Genomic DNA, 14587 nt, shown 5'->3' with positions numbered 1-14587 from the left:
TCCTCGGCATTAGGAGGCGACGGCGTCACCGGTGGCCGCAGTCGGGATGCCCGGGTCCGCAGGGCAATGCGGGCCCGGGCCACGTGGTGCGGCCAGGGGACGTGCCGGTCGGGCGTACGGGCCCGGGCCGGTCGAGTCGCGGATGACCAGGTCGGTCTGGAGCATTACCTGTGCGGTGGTACGACGGACGCCGAGCGCCGTGCCGGCACCGGACCCCCGCGCACCGCGCGGTGACTCGATGTCCTGTTGCAGCAGCATGTCGACGGCCGTCCGGCCGGCGGCCCCGGTGGGTGTGGCCACCGTCGTCAGTTTGGGGCGGGTCAGCCGGCTCAGGGTGATGTCGTCGACCCCGACGACGCTCACCTCCTGCGGCACCCGGACCCCGAGCGCGTCCAGCCCTTCGATCAGGCCGATCGCCATCAGGTCGTTGTAGGCGAGCACTGCCGACACGCCACTGCGTCGCACCTGCTCGGCGACGGCGGAGCCGCCGACCTCGGTGGGCGCGTTGGGGCCGAGCATGGTCAGCTCCGCGCCACCGGCTCGGGCGGCCGCGCCGGCGGCACGGCGCATCTCCCGGTTGGTCCACGAGCTGCGCGGGCCGCCGAGCAGCGCGATGCTGCGGTGTCCCAGGCCGACCAGGTGCTCGATCGCCGAGCGGGCGCCCTGCCCGACGTCCATCAGCACGCAGGGCAGGCCGGTCACCTGGCGGTTCACCACGACCAGTGGCACCTCGCGGCTGAGCTGCTCGATCAGGCTGTTGCTCATCCGAGGGCTGCACAGCAGCACCCCGTCCACCTGCTTGGCCAGCGCGTGGACCAGTTCTTCCTCGGCGGTCGGGTCCTCGTTGGTGTCGGCCACGAAGACGTGGTAGTCGCGGTGCCGGGCCTGACTCTCCGCCGCCTTGATCAGCGGCGGAAAGAACGGGTTCGCGATGTCCGCGATGATCAGCCCGATGTTGTGGGTCCGCCCGGTGATCAGGGCCCGGGCGGCGCGGTTCGGCCGATAGCCCAGGTCCTCCGCGCAGGCCAGCACCCGGACCCGGGTCTCCGGGTTGACCAGGTGTGGCGCGGAGAAGGTGCGGGACACGGTGGAGATGTGCACACCGGACGCCCGGGCGACGTCCCGGATGGTGACTGGCACGGCGGCCCCTTCGTCCGATGTGGTGGCGGTCACGCAGGTGTCGCCCATTAATGCAAACGGTTGCGCCAGTGTCAACGGTCAATGATTACGGCTTCGTTGCATCCACGCTCCCCTTGGTCACCATCCACCCCCCAAACATTGACAAATAACGCCGATCCCGCCGTCGTCGTTGACGCGAACGGATCGATCGTGATTACTTCATTGCAAACCTTTGCAGCACCACGGGAGGCGACCGCATGTCACCGAGAGCCGCCGGGCGAGTCCGGTACGCCGTCGTGGGCACCGGCGCGCGGGCCGAGATGTTCGTCCGGGCGCTGGTGCTCGACCACGCCGACACCACCGAGCTGGTCGCCTTCGCCGACGTCAACCAGGCCCGGATGGACGCACACAACCGCTGGCTGGGCGAGCTGGGTCACCGCCCGGTGCCCACGTACCCGGCCGGTGACTTCGCGGTCATGCTCGACAAGGAGCGCGTCGACGTGGTCCTGGTCACGAGTGTGGACGTGACCCACGACGAGTACGTGGTCGCCGCGCTGCGCGCCGGCCGGGAGGTCGTCACCGAGAAACCGATGACAGTGGACGTGGCCCGCTGCCGGCGGATCCTGGACACGGTCACCGAGACCGGTGGGCGGGTGACCGTCGCCTTCAACTACCGCTACAACCCGCTGCACGAACAGGTTCGCCGGCTGCTCGCCGAGGGCGCGGTCGGCGAGATCGGCTCGGTGCACTTCGAGTGGTTGCTCGACGTCCGCCACGGCGCCGACTACTTTCGCCGCTGGCACCGCGACAAGGCCACCTCCGGCGGGCTGATGGTGCACAAGGCCAGCCACCACTTCGACCTGGTCAACTGGTGGCTGGCCGCCACGCCCGTCGAGGTGTACGCGGCCGGCCGACTCTTCTTCTACGGCGAGGACGGTCGCCGGCACGGCTACGCCCGCGACTACGACCGGGCGCACGGCTCCCCCGCCGCCGCCGACGACCCGTTCGCGCTGCGGCTGGACGCGCACCCCCGGTTGCGCGAGCTGTACCTCGACGCCGAAGCCGAGGACGGCTACCAGCGCGACCGCAACGTCTTCGCGCCCGGGGTGAGCATCGAGGACGACATGGCGGTGCTGGCCCGCTACTCCACCGGCGCCACCATGACCTACCACCTCACCGCGTACGCGCCCTGGGAGGGCTACCGGGTGATGGTCAACGGCAGCCGGGGCCGACTGGAGCTGGACGTGGCCGAGAACGACTTCGTCGACCGGGGCACCGCCGGCGCGGTCAAGGGCGCCGCCCTGCACGGTGCCGAGGCGCCGGCCGAGGGCGGTGACGCGACGCTTACCCTGCGCCCGTTCTGGGCCCCGCCCCGGCAGATCCCGGTGGAGGGTCGCAGTCGGCACGGGCACGGCGGCGCGGACGCCCGGATGACAGGGGTCCTCCTCGGCGGTCAACCCGACCCGTTGGGCCGCGCCGCGACCGCCGACGACGGCGCGTTGGCCCTGCTCACCGGTCTGGCCGCCAACCGGTCCTTCGAGACCGGCCAACCCGTCCGCGTCGCCGACCTGCTCACCCCCCGCTGACACAGGAGACGAGGAGCCCCACTCCGTGCCCACGTTCGACCACACCGACCTGCTCCTGCCGCCCGAGCCGGGCCAGCGCGCGCTGGCCCGGGAGCTGTACGCCCTGGCGGCGGAGCAACCCATCATCTCGCCGCACGGGCACGTCGACCCGGCCCTGCTCGCCGAGGACCGACCCTTCCCGGACCCGGCGCAGCTGCTCATCGTGCCCGACCACTACCTGACCCGGATGCTGCTCAGTCAGGGCGTACCCCCGGCGGACCTGGGGGTGCCCACCCGCGACGGCAGCCCGGTGGAGACCGACGGGCGGGTGATCTGGCGACGCTTCGCCGCGCACTGGCACCTGTTCCGGGGCACCCCGTCGCGACTCTGGCTGGAGCAGACCTTCCGCACCGTGTTCGGGGTGCACACGCCGCTTCGCCCGAGCACCGCCGACGCCCTCTACGACGAGATCGCGGCCCGGCTCGCCGAGCCGGACTTCCGGCCCCGGGCGCTGTTCGAGCGCTTCAACATCGAGGTCCTCGCCACCACCGAGTCGCCGCTGGACGACCTCGCGCAGCACGCCAAGCTCGCCGCCGACGGGTGGGGTGGGCCGGGCGGCCGGGTGGTCACCACGTTCCGCCCGGACGACGTGGTGGACATGGAGTTCGAGGGCTGGTCGACCAACGTGGACCGTCTCGGCGACCGGGCCGGTGAGGACACCGGCACGTACGCCGGCTATCTGGCCGCGCTGCGGGCCCGACGCGCCGCGTTCATCGCCGCCGGCGCCACCTCCTCCGACCACGGCCACCCCACCGCGCGCACCCTGGACCTGACCCCGGCCGAGGCCGAGCGGCTCTACGACCGGGGCCGGCGCGGCGAGGCCGACGCCGCCGACGCGGAGGCGTTCCGGGCGCACATGCTCGTGGAGTTCGCCCGGATGTCGCTCGACGACGGCCTGGTCATGCAGCTGCACCCCGGCGCGGTGCGCAACCACAACCGGTGGTTGCACGCCCGGCACGGCCGCGACGTCGGCGGCGACATCCCGCAGGCCACCGAGTACGTGCACGCGCTCGCCCCGCTGCTGGAGCGCTACGGCAACGACCCCCGGCTGCGACTGGTGCTCTACACCCTCGACGAGGACACCTTCACCCGCGAGCTGGCACCCCTCGCGGGCGGGTACGCCGCACTGCTGCTCGGCGCGCCCTGGTGGTTCCTGGACTCCCCGGAGGTGCTGCGCCGCTTCCGGGAGGCGGTGACCGAGAGCGCCGGCTTCTACAACACCACCGGTTTCGTCGACGACACTCGGGCGTTCTGCTCCATCCCGGTACGCCACGACGTGGCCCGCAGGGTGGACGCCGGCTTCCTGGCCCGGCTCGTCGCCGAGCACCGGCTGCCGATGGACGAGGCCGCCGAGACCATCGTCGACCTGGCGTACCGGCTGCCCAAGCGGGTCTTCAACTTCGGAGGACAGGCTCAATGACCGTCACCATCACCTCCGTCGAGGTGCACGACGTGCGGTTCCCCACCGCCGCCCGGGGCGACGGCTCCGACGCGATCAACCGGGGTGACTACTCGGCGACGTACGTGGAGCTGGGCACCGACGCCGGCCCGACCGGCGCCGGGTTCACCTTCACCAACGGCCGGGGCAACGAGATCACCTGCGCGGCGGTGCGCGCCCTGGCCCACCACGTCCAGGGGCGCACCATCGAGGAGATCACGGCCGAACCGGTCGCGTTCTGGCGCTCGCTCAGCGCCGACGTGCAGCTGCGCTGGCTGGGCCCGGAGAAGGGCGTCATCCACATGGCGACCGGCGCGCTGGTCAACGCGGTGTGGGACCTGCGGGCCACACTGGCCGGCAAGCCGATGTGGCGCTTCCTCGCCGACCTGCCCACCGACGATCTCGTGGCCAGCGTCGACTTCCGGCACATCACCGACGCGCTCACTCCGGACGAGGCGGCCGCCATCCTCGACAAGGGGCGCGACGGGCTGGCTGACCGGTTGGCCACCCTCGACCGTGACGGCTTCCCGTCGTACACCACCTCGGTCGGGTGGCTCGGCTACCCCGACGACAAGGTGCGGGCGCTGACCCGACAGGCGTACGCCGACGGGTGGCGGGCGATGAAGATGAAGGTCGGCGGCCCGCTCGCCGACGATCTGCGGCGGGCCCGGATCATCCGGGAGGAGATCGGCCCGGACGCGCTGTTGATGATGGACGCCAACCAGGTCTGGGACGTCGACGAGGCGATCGCCGCGATGGCGGCGCTGGCCGAGGTGGACCCGTACTGGATCGAGGAGCCCACTCACGCCGACGACATCCTCGGGCACGCCCGGATCGCCCGCGCGGTGACCGAGTTGACCGCCGGCCGCTGCCGGGTGGCCACCGGGGAGGTGGCCGCCAACCGAGTGATCTTCAAACAGCTGCTTCAGGCCGAGGCGATCGGGGTGATGCAGGTCGACGCCTGCCGGGTCGGCGGCGTCAACGAGGTCCTGGCCGAGCTGCTGCTGGCGGCGAAGTTCGACGTGCCGGTCTGCCCGCACGCCGGCGGCGTGGGCCTCTGCGAGTACGTCCAGCACCTGGCGATCTTCGACTACCTGCGGGTGGGCACCGGTCTGGACGGTCGAATGATCGAGTACGTCGACCATCTGCACGAACACTTCGTCGATCCGGTGCGGACCCGCGGTGGCCGCTACCTGCTACCCGAACGGCCCGGTTACAGCGCCACCATGAAGCCCGCGTCGATCGCCGAGTTCCGCTTCCCGGACGGTCCGGCATGGCGGTGACCGTCGGCTCCCGGCTCGGCCTGGGCATGCTGCGCCGGCTGCCCGCCGAGGCCCGCCCGCTGATCCGGCCGGGCACCGTGCCGACCGGCGTCGTACACCTGGGGTTGGGCGCGTTCCACCGGGCCCACCAGGCCGTCTTCACCGAGGCGGCGGTCGGCGCGGCCGGCGGTGACTGGGGAATCGTGGCCGTAGCCCCGCGCAGCACCGCCGTGGTCGAGGCGATCGCCGCGCAGGACAACCTCTTCAGCGTCAGCGCCCTCTCCGCGGCCGGCAGCTCCACCCGGGTGGTGGGCGCCCTGAGCGGTGTCCGGCACGCGCCCAGCGACCCGGACGCCGTGGTGGCGCTGCTCGCCGACCCGGCGGTCCGCGTGGTGACCCTGACCGTCACCGAGAAGGCGTACCAACTCGACCCGGTGACCGGCCGACTGTCCCCGGACTCGGCGCTCGCCGCGGACCTGGCCGGCGGCGGACCGCCGACCACGGTGCCGGGGCTGCTGCTGCGCGGGCTGGCCGCCCGGGCCGCCGCGGACGCCGGGCCGGTGGCCCTGGTGAGCTGCGACAACCTGCCGGCCAACGGTCGACGACTGCGCGGCATGCTCGACCAGGCGGTCAGCCGGGCCGACGCGGTGCCCACCGGGCTGGTCGAGTGGGTGGCCGGCAACGTCACCTGCCCGGGCACCATGGTGGACCGGATCGTGCCGGCCAGCACCCCGGAGACCATCGAGGCGGCCCGGCGGGCGCTCGGCGTGACCGACCTGGCCGCGGTGGCCGCCGAGCCGTACGCGCAGTGGGTGATCGAGGACGACTTCCCCGGCGGTCGGCCCGGCTGGGAGTTCGCCGGTGCGGTGCTCACCGACGACGCCGGGCCGTGGGAGCGGTTGAAGCTGCGCGCCCTCAACGGGGTGCACTCCGCCATCGCGTACCTCGGAGCCCTGGCCGGTCGGGAGACGATCGCCGACGCGCTGGAGATCCCGCACCTGCGTGAGGTGCTGCGCCGGCTGATCGCCGAGGACGTGGCGGCCAGCTTCACCCCACCGGACGGGGTGCGGGTGGTCGACTACGGCGAGCAGGCCCTCGCCCGCTTCGGTAACCCGGCGATCCACCACCGCACCCTCCAGGTGGCGATCGACGGCTCCCAGAAGCTGCCGCAGCGCGTCCTGCACACCATCGCCGACCTGCGCGCGACCGGGCGGTCCGCGCGCTGGGGCGCGCTGGTCGTGGCGTCCTGGTTGCGCTTCGCGCTGGGGTACGCCGACGACGGCCGGCCGTTGCCGCTCCAGGACCCGCTGGCCGGGCCGATCCGGGCCGCGCTGGACGCCGGCGCGCAGACCCCGGCGGGCGCTGTCGACGCGGTCTTCGCGCTGCGCGACGTCATCCCGGTGGAGGTGGCCGAGGACGACGAGGTCCGCGCCGACGTGATCGCCTGGCTCACCGCGTTGCAGCGGCACGGCGTCGAGGCCACCCTGGTCGGTGCCCGGTGACCGGGTCGACCCGGACCGGTCGGCGGTGAGCGGGACAACCCCGCCGCCCCGGGTGGCGGTGATCGGGGCGAACGGGCACGGTCGCTGGCACCGGCGGGTGATCGCACCCCTGCACGCCGCCGGTCGGCTGCGGTTGGTCGCCCTGGTCGACGTCCGGCCGGTGGAGGACGACCCGGCCGCCCCGGTGCCGCCCGGGGTGGCGGTGTTCACCGACCACCGGGCGATGCTCGCCGCCACCCGCCCGGAGGTGGTGGTGATCTGCACGCCGCCGCACACCCACCTGGCGATCGCCCGCGACGCCCTGGCCACCGGCGCGGACCTGCTGCTGGAGAAGCCGCCGGTGCTGTCGTTGGCGGAGCACGAGGAGCTGACCTGGGCCCTCACCGCTGCCGGCCGGGTGGCTCAGGTCGGCTTCCAGGCGCTCGGCTCGGCGGCCCTCACCGCGCTGACCGACGCGCTGGCCGCCGGCCGGCTGGGCACGGTCACCGGCATCTCCACCATCGCCGCCTGGCAACGGCCGGACGCCTACTACGCCCGCTCCCCCTGGGCCGGTCGACGGAGCGTGGACGGCCGACCGGTGCTGGACGGCGCGCTCGCCAACCCGCTCGCGCACGCGGTGATGCAGTGCCTGGCGATCGCCGAGGCGCTCGCCGGGGCGACGCCGTGGCCGGTCGCGATCGAGGTGGAGCGCTACCGGGTCCGGCCGATCGAGGTGGAGGACACCGCCGTGCTGCGGGTCCGGTTCCGCGCCGGGCCACCGGTGCTGGTGGCGGTGACCCTGGCCGCCGAGGAGTTCGTGGCGGGCGAGGTGGTGGTGACCGGTACGACGGGGCAGGCGGTGCTGGAGTACCCGACCGACCGGTTGCGCCTGCCCGGGGACGTGGTGACCCGCCGGGTGCCGGGGCGGCTGGGGCTGTTGGAGAACCTGCTCGCCCACCGGGTCGACCCGGCGGGCGTGCCACTGATCGCGCCGCTGGCCCGTACCGCGCCGTTCACCGCGCTGCTGGACGCGTTGCGACCCGCGCCGGAGCCCCGGCTGCTCGACGGCGAGCTGGTGACCACCCTCGGCGAGGGCGGGGAGCGGGTGCGCCACCTGCGGGGCGTCGTCGACGTGTTGCGCCGGTCGGCCGAGCGGGGGGCGCTGCCGAGCGAACTGGGGGTGCCGTGGGCGTCCGCCGCCTACCGCGCCGAGCTGGCCGGATAGCGACAGACACCACCTGGGACGGACCTCCACCACCAACGAATGGAGTGAGTCGATGCGCAGGATCCTCGGCGGCGCCACAGTGGTCGCCCTTCTTCTCGGCGCCGCCCCGGCCGCCGCCGCTGCCCGTCCGGACGTCCCGTCCGCCGACCGGCTCTCCTGGTTGGCCGACCACCTCGGTCGGCAGACGCTGCCCGAGCAGGACGGTTGGGCGGCCGACGGCCCCGGCACCACCGGCGGCTCGGTGGCCACCCCCGAGCGGACCCGGGTGGTCCACGACCGGGCGGAGCTGGTCGCCGCGCTGGGTGGGGACAACGCCGGGAACGCCGCCGACGCCACCCCGAAGCTCATCTACGTCGACGGCGTCATCGATGGCTTCGAAGGACCCGGCGGCACGCCGCTGAGCTGCGCCGACCTGGCCGATCCGGCCTACCGGTTGGACGCCTACCTGGCCGCGTACGACCCGGCGGTGTGGGGACGGGTGCCACCGAGCGGGCCGCTGGAGGAGGCTCGGGTGCGCTCGGTGGCCAACCAGACCCGGCAGACCCAGATCAACGTCGGGCGGAACACCACGATCGTCGGGCTGCGCGGCGCTCGACTGACCGGCCTCACCCTCATGATCGACCGGGCGTCGAACGTCATCGTCCGCAATCTGACCCTCGTCGACGCCCGGGACTGCTTCCCCGCCTGGTCGCCGACCGACGGCGAGGCGGGCAACTGGAACAGCCAGTACGACCAGATCTCGGTACGCCGCAGCGAGAACGTCTGGGTCGACCACAACACCTTCACCGACGGCGACAACCCGGACAGCGCCCAGCCGGTGTACTTCGGTCGGCCGTACCAGGTGCACGACGGGTCGCTGGACGTCACACACACCGCCAGCCTGGTCACCGCCTCGTGGAACCGCTTCACCGGACGGGACAAGCTGCTGTTGATCGGCTCGTCCAACACCGTCGGCCCGGACGTGGGCCGACTGAGGGTCACCCTGCACCACAACCTCTTCGACGACGTGCTGCAACGGCTGCCCCGGGTGCGTTTCGGTCAGGTCGACGTCTACAACAACCACTACCGACTCGGTGGGGACGACTTCCAGTACGCGCTCGGCGTCGGTGTCCAGTCGGCGATCTACGCGCAGAACAACTTCTTCACAGTGGACGCGGCGGTCGACCCGGCGGACCTGCTCTACGACTGGGGCGGCACCGCGTTGACCGAGCGAGGCTCCTGGGTCCGCCAGGGCGGCGGCGCGGCCCGACCGGTCGACCTGCTGGCGGCGTACAACGCGACCCATGACCCCGACCTGGCCGCGGACGCGGGCTGGACGCCCACCCTGCGCCGCGACCCCGTGCTGCCGGCGCCGCTGGTCCCCCTCCTGGTGGGTTCGCTCGCCGGCGCCGACCGGCTGCCGATCTGACGGCTCGGTGCACCCGCGACTCGCGGTCGGGTCGGCGACGTACGGGCTCATCGATGTGGTGAAGATCGGCTATAAGTGACGCATGGACTTCCCGCCGCACCTGGGCAGCATGCCGATGCACGCGATCACCGAGATCCACGGCGAACCGGGCCTGCTGGAACGTTTCCGGTTGGAGGTCCAGCAGTTCGACGACGCCGCCCGGGCGCGGTTGACCGCCGCGCTCGACCTCGCCGCCGAACTGCACCGCGACGATCGACGCGTCCGCGAGCCGTACCTGAACCACCTGCTGCGGGTGGCGATCAGGCTGATGCACCACTACCAGGTGCGGGACGTGGACGTGGTCGTCGCCGGTCTGCTGCACGACGCGGTGGAGGACCACCCGGTCGAGCTTGCCGACGGCGACCCGGGCACCGACCCGACCGGGGCCGCGCTGGCCGCGCTCGCCGCGCGGTTCGGGCCACGGGTGGCCACCCTGGTCGCCGCGGTCACCAATCCGGTGTACGACCCCGAGCGGGACCGCAACGCGCAGTACCGGGAGCATCTGGCGGTCAGTCTGGACCGGGAGCCCTGGGCTCGGGTGATCAAGGTGTCGGACTTCACCGACAACGGGGTGGGCGTGATCCACACCGTCGGGCCGAAGGTGATCTCGTCGGCCCGGAAGTACCGGCCGCTGGTGCCGCTGTTCCGGGACCTGATCGGCCGGCCGGACACCCCGTTGTCGCCCGCGGTGAAGCGGCACATCTTCGGCCAGCTGGACCTTGCCGAGGAGCGGTTCAGCGCCATCCTGGACCAGCCCGCCCCGAACTGACCCCGTCCCCGGATCACCCGACCGGGTTCCGTGACAAGTTCTCAGATCTGCCAGGAAGCCTCGGGCATTACGGTTGGTTTCGCGCCAGATGAAAGGAAATGCCCCTCTCGGTTCGCTTTTCGGGCGTGTCACCAATCGAGAGGATTCGGACCATGCGCGACCTTTCCCGTCGTGATCTGCTCAGGGCGACGGCCGTCGGCGCCGGAGCGGTCGCCATCCCGAGCGTGATCGCCGGCAGCTCGGCCGTCGCGGCCGACGGTCCCAGGTGGCCCTCCGACACGGGTTTCCGCCGGCACAGCTGACCGGCCGGATCGTCCGCCCGCAGAGCCCCGACTACGCGGAGGCCAGCCTCGGCTGGGACGAGCTGTTCGTGCACTATCCGCTGGTCATCGTCTTCGCTCAGGAGACCCAGGACGTGGTCAACGCGCTCACCTGGGCGCGGCAGCACAACGTCGCGCTGCGGGTACGCAGTGGCCGGCACAACCTGGAAGGCTGGTCGAACGTCGACAACGGCATCGTGATCGACGTCAGCGAGCTGAAGGACGTCCATATCGACACCGCCACCCGCACGGCGAAGGTCGGCGCGGGGCTCAACCAGTCGGAGGCCGTGACCGCCCTCGGGGAGCACGACCTCGCGGCGACGACCGGCACCGAGGGGACAGTGGGCCTCTCCGGGGCCACCCTCGGCGGCGGCTTCGGCTTCCTCACCCGCTACCTCGGGATGGCCTGCGACAACCTGATCGGCGCGGAGATCGTCGTGGCGGCGGGCGCCGACGGGGCGAAGGTGCTCGAGGTGGACCCGTGGAACTACTCGGACCTGCTCTGGGCGCTGCGCGGAGCGGGCAACGGCAACTTCGGGATCGTCACCTCCCTGACCTACAAGGTCGCTCCGCTCACCAGCGTCGCCTACCTGCAGGTGACCTGGCCCGGTCTCGGCGACCTGCACGAGGTCTTCGACGCCTGGCAGCGCGTCGCACCCTTCACCGACCCGCGCCTCGGCACACAGGTGGAGGTCCACCCGGACGAGATCCTGCTGTTCGCGGTCCTCGCAGAGGGGTCCGAGGCGGAGGCCAGGGAGCTGCTGGCGCCGATCCTGTCGATTGGCAGCCCCACTGTCACCGTGCAGATCGGCGGCTGGGGCGACGTCTACGCCGGCTTCCAGATCCCGAACGAGGAGGAGCCGGCGAAGTGGAAGTTCTTCTCCCAGTTCACCCGCGAGCCGTTCCCGGAGAAGGCGGTCAGCGTGATCCAGGCGTTCATGGAGAAGGCACCCTCACCCGACAGCAACTTCTTCACCCAGGCCTTCGGCCGGGGGGCACAACGGCAGGAGCCGTTCGGTGGCACGGCCTTCCCGCACCGCGACGCGCTGTTCTACTCCGAACCCGGCGTCGGCTGGGGCACCCGCGGCGAACCCGACAGCGACGACGCCGTCACCCCGATCGCCCAGACCTGGATCGCCGAGTTCAGCCAGGCCCTGCGGCCCTACGTGGACGGCGCCTACGTCAACGTGCCGAACATCGGCATGGCCGAGTGGGAGAAGGCCTACTGGGGGCACAACTTCCCCCGGCTGCGCAAGATCAAGGCCAAGTACGATCCGCACAACGTCTTCCAGTACGAGCAGAGCATCCCGCCCGCGACGCACTGACCTGGATGACCCGGCGGTGCGGGTGTCGCCGACCCGACCCGTACCGCCGGGCCACCAACCTCGCGTCCGGGAGGGAGGCGCCGCCCGGCGCGGGAGGCGTGTCACGTGCGACATACCTCAGAGTCATATTCATACCTCTGAGGTATGTCGCTCATCGAAGAAACCGCCCCCCGGCGGCCGTCACCCGCGGTGAGATGCCGTCCCCGCCGCGACGGAGGGGCTCTACCCACCGGTCAGGACGGCGGGGTCTCGTTAAGGACGACACGCAGCGGGTGCGGGGCGCTGGTGGCGAGGTCGCCGAGCACGGCGAGCAGCAGACCGTGCTGATCGGACGGCTCGTCGACGAGCAACTGGCCGGCGTCGGTGATCAGCAGGGTGAGCGGACCGGCGTCGAGCCGGTCCCGGAGCACGTCGGAGAGGGCGTCCCAGGTCTCCCCCAGGTACGCCGGCAGGGCCAGCGCGTCGGCGAGCGCGGCGAAGAGCCCGGCCCTGGTTCGCGTCGTCGCTCCGGCCAACACCACCGCGCCGGGCACGTCGAGGCCGCCGTCGTGGCAGACGATCAGCCAATCGGGCAGCCGACCCGCGTGCTCGTCGACCATCACGTTCCTCCTGATCTGACCGGTACGACATCCGACGGGGCGACATCCGACCGGGACGACGCGCAGCGGGGCCGGCCGACCGAGGCCGGCCGGCCCCCAGGTCGGTCAGAGTCGGTAGAAGTCGGTGTAGTGGTTGGGCGAGAACCAGGTGACCCCGGTGCTGCGGTTCACCACGATCCGGTACGCGTCCCGGGCGGCGCCCTGGGTGCGCGGGTAGACGTCGTACTCGTAGTAGGTGGCGTTGGTGGGCAGTTGACCCTCGTAGTTGTAGAACTGGCCGCCGGCGAAGTTGGACTTCCCGCCGCTCCAGGAGTACCAGCCTCGACTGGTCGGGAACCCCTTGGCGGACCAGCCCGAACGGGCGGTGCGGGCGTCCGCGCAGCGGCTCATGGTGCAGGAGCTGTAGACCGCCGCCGAGGCCGGGTCGGTCAACCGAGGGGAGACCACGGACGGGCCGACCAGCGCGGCGGCGACCATGGCGAGGAGCAGGGCGAGGGTGGTGGTACGCCGGCGGATCGCGCCGAGCGTGACCGGCGGGGACACGAGGGTGGACACAGGCTGCCTCCAGACCATCCGATCCATCGATCCGCGTGACTGTCGGACCGAACCCAGTCTCACCGCTGCCGGTCGACGAGAACACCCCTCGGTACCCCAACTGCTCCACAATGCTCGGTTAACCCCGGATGATCATCAGTCTGGTTTGCGTCGACATGCCGTCTGCTCGGTAACGGCGTGGCGGCGGGCAAATCGGTCACCGGTTGTTAGCGTGAAGCGCGGATCCGTGACCGTGGAGGGGTGCCATGACGGACGCCCCCGACGGGAGGCCGAGGCCCGCGGACCAGTGGCGGCACCGCGGCGTACGAGGGTTGACCGTCGCCCGCGACGCCGGTGTACGCGGCTGGCGGTGGTGGGCGCGTAGCTGGGATCGGCTGGTCGCCGCGCTCCAGGACGAGGCGCCCGTCGGCTCCGCTGCCGCGCCGTCGCCGTCCGGTCCACTCGTCGAACAACGCGACGCACCCCGGCTGATCGCGGTCCCGGCACGCGGATACGTGTACTCGTTCTACCTCCGCGCCACGTTCGCCTGGTCGTCACCGGCGAGCCTGCGGTCCGAGGTGCTGAGCTGGTACGTGCAGTACTTCCAACCGAACGCGATCCAGCGGTTGACCCGGCTGGCCGCCGACGCGGCCCGGGACCTGCCCCCGCACCGGGCCGGAGACCTGGAGGTCGCGTTGCAGCGGGCGCTCGCCGAGGATCCCGTGTGGCACTACCAACGGGGCGACGTCACGCTCACCTGCCGCCCCGACGCCGCCGTACGACTCGACGAGCGGATCCTGCCCGCGCTCCAGCCGCACGTCGACCGCCTGGTCAAGCTGGAATACCAGTTCGACGAGCAGATCCGAAAGGCCCGGTACGCCGAGGAGCTGAGCCGTCGGTGGACGGCGATCCTGAACGAACACGTCGATGAGACAGCTGAGCAGGACATCACCGGCGCCCGCGACCACATGCTCACCGCCCAGCAGGACGCCGCACGCTGGATCAACGAACTCCTCAGCCACCACCGCGACCACCCCGCCGACCCGACTCCCTCTCCCTCCATCCCACCCCAACAGACTCGCTCGGCCCCTGATTCACCCCCTTCATGATCACTTTATGGTGGGTGGTTCGGTGCGGGGGGCTCTTGCGGCGTTCCGGGGTCAGGTAGCGGGGAGATACGTCACTCGGGCGGGTTCGACGAGCACCGCCCGTGCCGCGGGGACATTCGCCAATCGGGCGGCAAGAGTAGCGACAGCGAGGCGCTCCGGCAGGGGCAGCGCTGAATTTGAGACCGGCAAGTTCCTTGTCGGTGACGTCCGGTAGACAGATCCTGCTCCACCGCATCTCTCATTGCCGCCCGTACCGTCCGACGGTCCAGGTCCGCCCGCAGCCGGATCGACGCGTCGTCATATCGTTGGGTCGGGTCGGCGAGCTCGCTGAGCG

General features: G+C 71.9%; 13 protein-coding genes. 10 read left to right on the top strand and 3 right to left on the bottom strand.

Going from position 1 to position 14587, the window contains the following annotated elements; translation table 11 throughout:
- Nucleotides 1-9: 9 nt before the first annotated feature.
- Nucleotides 10-1140 (bottom strand): LacI family DNA-binding transcriptional regulator, encoded by a 1131-nt coding sequence (locus tag ABTW72_RS25595; protein WP_238688794.1) that lies wholly within the window; start codon nucleotides 1138-1140, stop codon nucleotides 10-12.
- A 236-nt stretch (nucleotides 1141-1376) separates the two neighbouring features.
- Here ABTW72_RS25595 and ABTW72_RS25590 point away from each other — a divergent pair, with 236 nt between their 5' ends.
- The 9 genes from ABTW72_RS25590 (at nucleotide 1377) to ABTW72_RS25550 (ending at nucleotide 12011) form a co-directional block, all read left to right on the top strand.
- Nucleotides 1377-2705 carry a Gfo/Idh/MocA family protein gene (locus ABTW72_RS25590; protein WP_350862516.1) on the top strand — a complete coding sequence of 443 codons (1329 nt, stop codon included), beginning with the start codon at nucleotides 1377-1379 and terminating at the stop codon, nucleotides 2703-2705.
- Nucleotides 2706-2730: 25 nt separating this feature from the next.
- Nucleotides 2731-4164, top strand: coding sequence for a glucuronate isomerase (gene uxaC, locus ABTW72_RS25585; RefSeq protein ID WP_350862514.1), 1434 nt, complete (start codon nucleotides 2731-2733; stop codon nucleotides 4162-4164).
- On the top strand, nucleotides 4161-5465 hold the full coding sequence (locus ABTW72_RS25580) for an enolase C-terminal domain-like protein (protein ID WP_350862512.1): 1305 nt from the start codon (nucleotides 4161-4163) through the stop codon (nucleotides 5463-5465). The genes uxaC and ABTW72_RS25580 overlap by 4 nt, the downstream gene beginning before the upstream one ends.
- Nucleotides 5456-6946 carry a mannitol dehydrogenase family protein gene (locus tag ABTW72_RS25575; protein WP_350862510.1) on the top strand — a complete coding sequence of 497 codons (1491 nt, stop codon included), beginning with the start codon at nucleotides 5456-5458 and terminating at the stop codon, nucleotides 6944-6946. The genes ABTW72_RS25580 and ABTW72_RS25575 overlap by 10 nt, the downstream gene beginning before the upstream one ends.
- Complete coding sequence (locus tag ABTW72_RS25570; protein ID WP_350862508.1) at nucleotides 6936-8150, top strand: Gfo/Idh/MocA family protein; 1215 nt, start codon at nucleotides 6936-6938, stop codon at nucleotides 8148-8150. The genes ABTW72_RS25575 and ABTW72_RS25570 overlap by 11 nt, the downstream gene beginning before the upstream one ends.
- 52 nt (nucleotides 8151-8202) lie before the next feature.
- On the top strand, nucleotides 8203-9558 hold the full coding sequence (locus ABTW72_RS25565) for a pectate lyase family protein (protein WP_350862506.1): 1356 nt from the start codon (nucleotides 8203-8205) through the stop codon (nucleotides 9556-9558).
- 82 nt (nucleotides 9559-9640) lie between these two features.
- On the top strand, nucleotides 9641-10366 hold the full coding sequence (locus ABTW72_RS25560; protein ID WP_350862504.1) for an HD domain-containing protein: 726 nt from the start codon (nucleotides 9641-9643) through the stop codon (nucleotides 10364-10366).
- A 98-nt stretch (nucleotides 10367-10464) separates the two neighbouring features.
- A complete protein-coding gene (locus ABTW72_RS25555) occupies nucleotides 10465-10668 on the top strand; it encodes a twin-arginine translocation signal domain-containing protein (RefSeq protein WP_350862502.1) in 204 nt (67 codons plus the stop codon).
- Nucleotides 10632-12011, top strand: coding sequence for an FAD-binding oxidoreductase (locus tag ABTW72_RS25550; protein WP_350862500.1), 1380 nt, complete (start codon nucleotides 10632-10634; stop codon nucleotides 12009-12011). The genes ABTW72_RS25555 and ABTW72_RS25550 overlap by 37 nt, the downstream gene beginning before the upstream one ends.
- A gap of 233 nt (nucleotides 12012-12244) precedes the next feature.
- Here the strand turns inward: ABTW72_RS25550 and ABTW72_RS25545 are convergent, their stop codons facing one another.
- Both ABTW72_RS25545 and ABTW72_RS25540 read right to left on the bottom strand, forming a co-directional pair.
- The gene (locus ABTW72_RS25545; RefSeq protein ID WP_350862498.1) at nucleotides 12245-12610 is read right to left on the bottom strand and encodes a barstar family protein; all 366 of its coding nucleotides are present in this window, start codon (nucleotides 12608-12610) and stop codon (nucleotides 12245-12247) included.
- 105 nt (nucleotides 12611-12715) lie between these two features.
- Nucleotides 12716-13165 (bottom strand): ribonuclease domain-containing protein, encoded by a 450-nt coding sequence (locus ABTW72_RS25540; RefSeq protein WP_350862496.1) that lies wholly within the window; start codon nucleotides 13163-13165, stop codon nucleotides 12716-12718.
- 245 nt (nucleotides 13166-13410) lie between these two features.
- On the opposite strand from ABTW72_RS25540, the gene ABTW72_RS25535 reads away from it, so the two are divergent.
- Nucleotides 13411-14253 carry a hypothetical protein gene (locus tag ABTW72_RS25535; protein ID WP_350862494.1) on the top strand — a complete coding sequence of 281 codons (843 nt, stop codon included), beginning with the start codon at nucleotides 13411-13413 and terminating at the stop codon, nucleotides 14251-14253.
- The last annotated feature ends 334 nt before the right edge of the window (nucleotides 14254-14587 follow it).

The sequence above is a fragment of the Micromonospora sp. NPDC127501 genome, from assembly GCF_040302185.1.
Classification (GTDB): Bacteria; Actinomycetota; Actinomycetes; order Mycobacteriales; family Micromonosporaceae; genus Micromonospora.
Note: the sequence above shows the minus strand (reverse complement) of the source record. Positions and strands in the feature narration are given on the sequence as shown.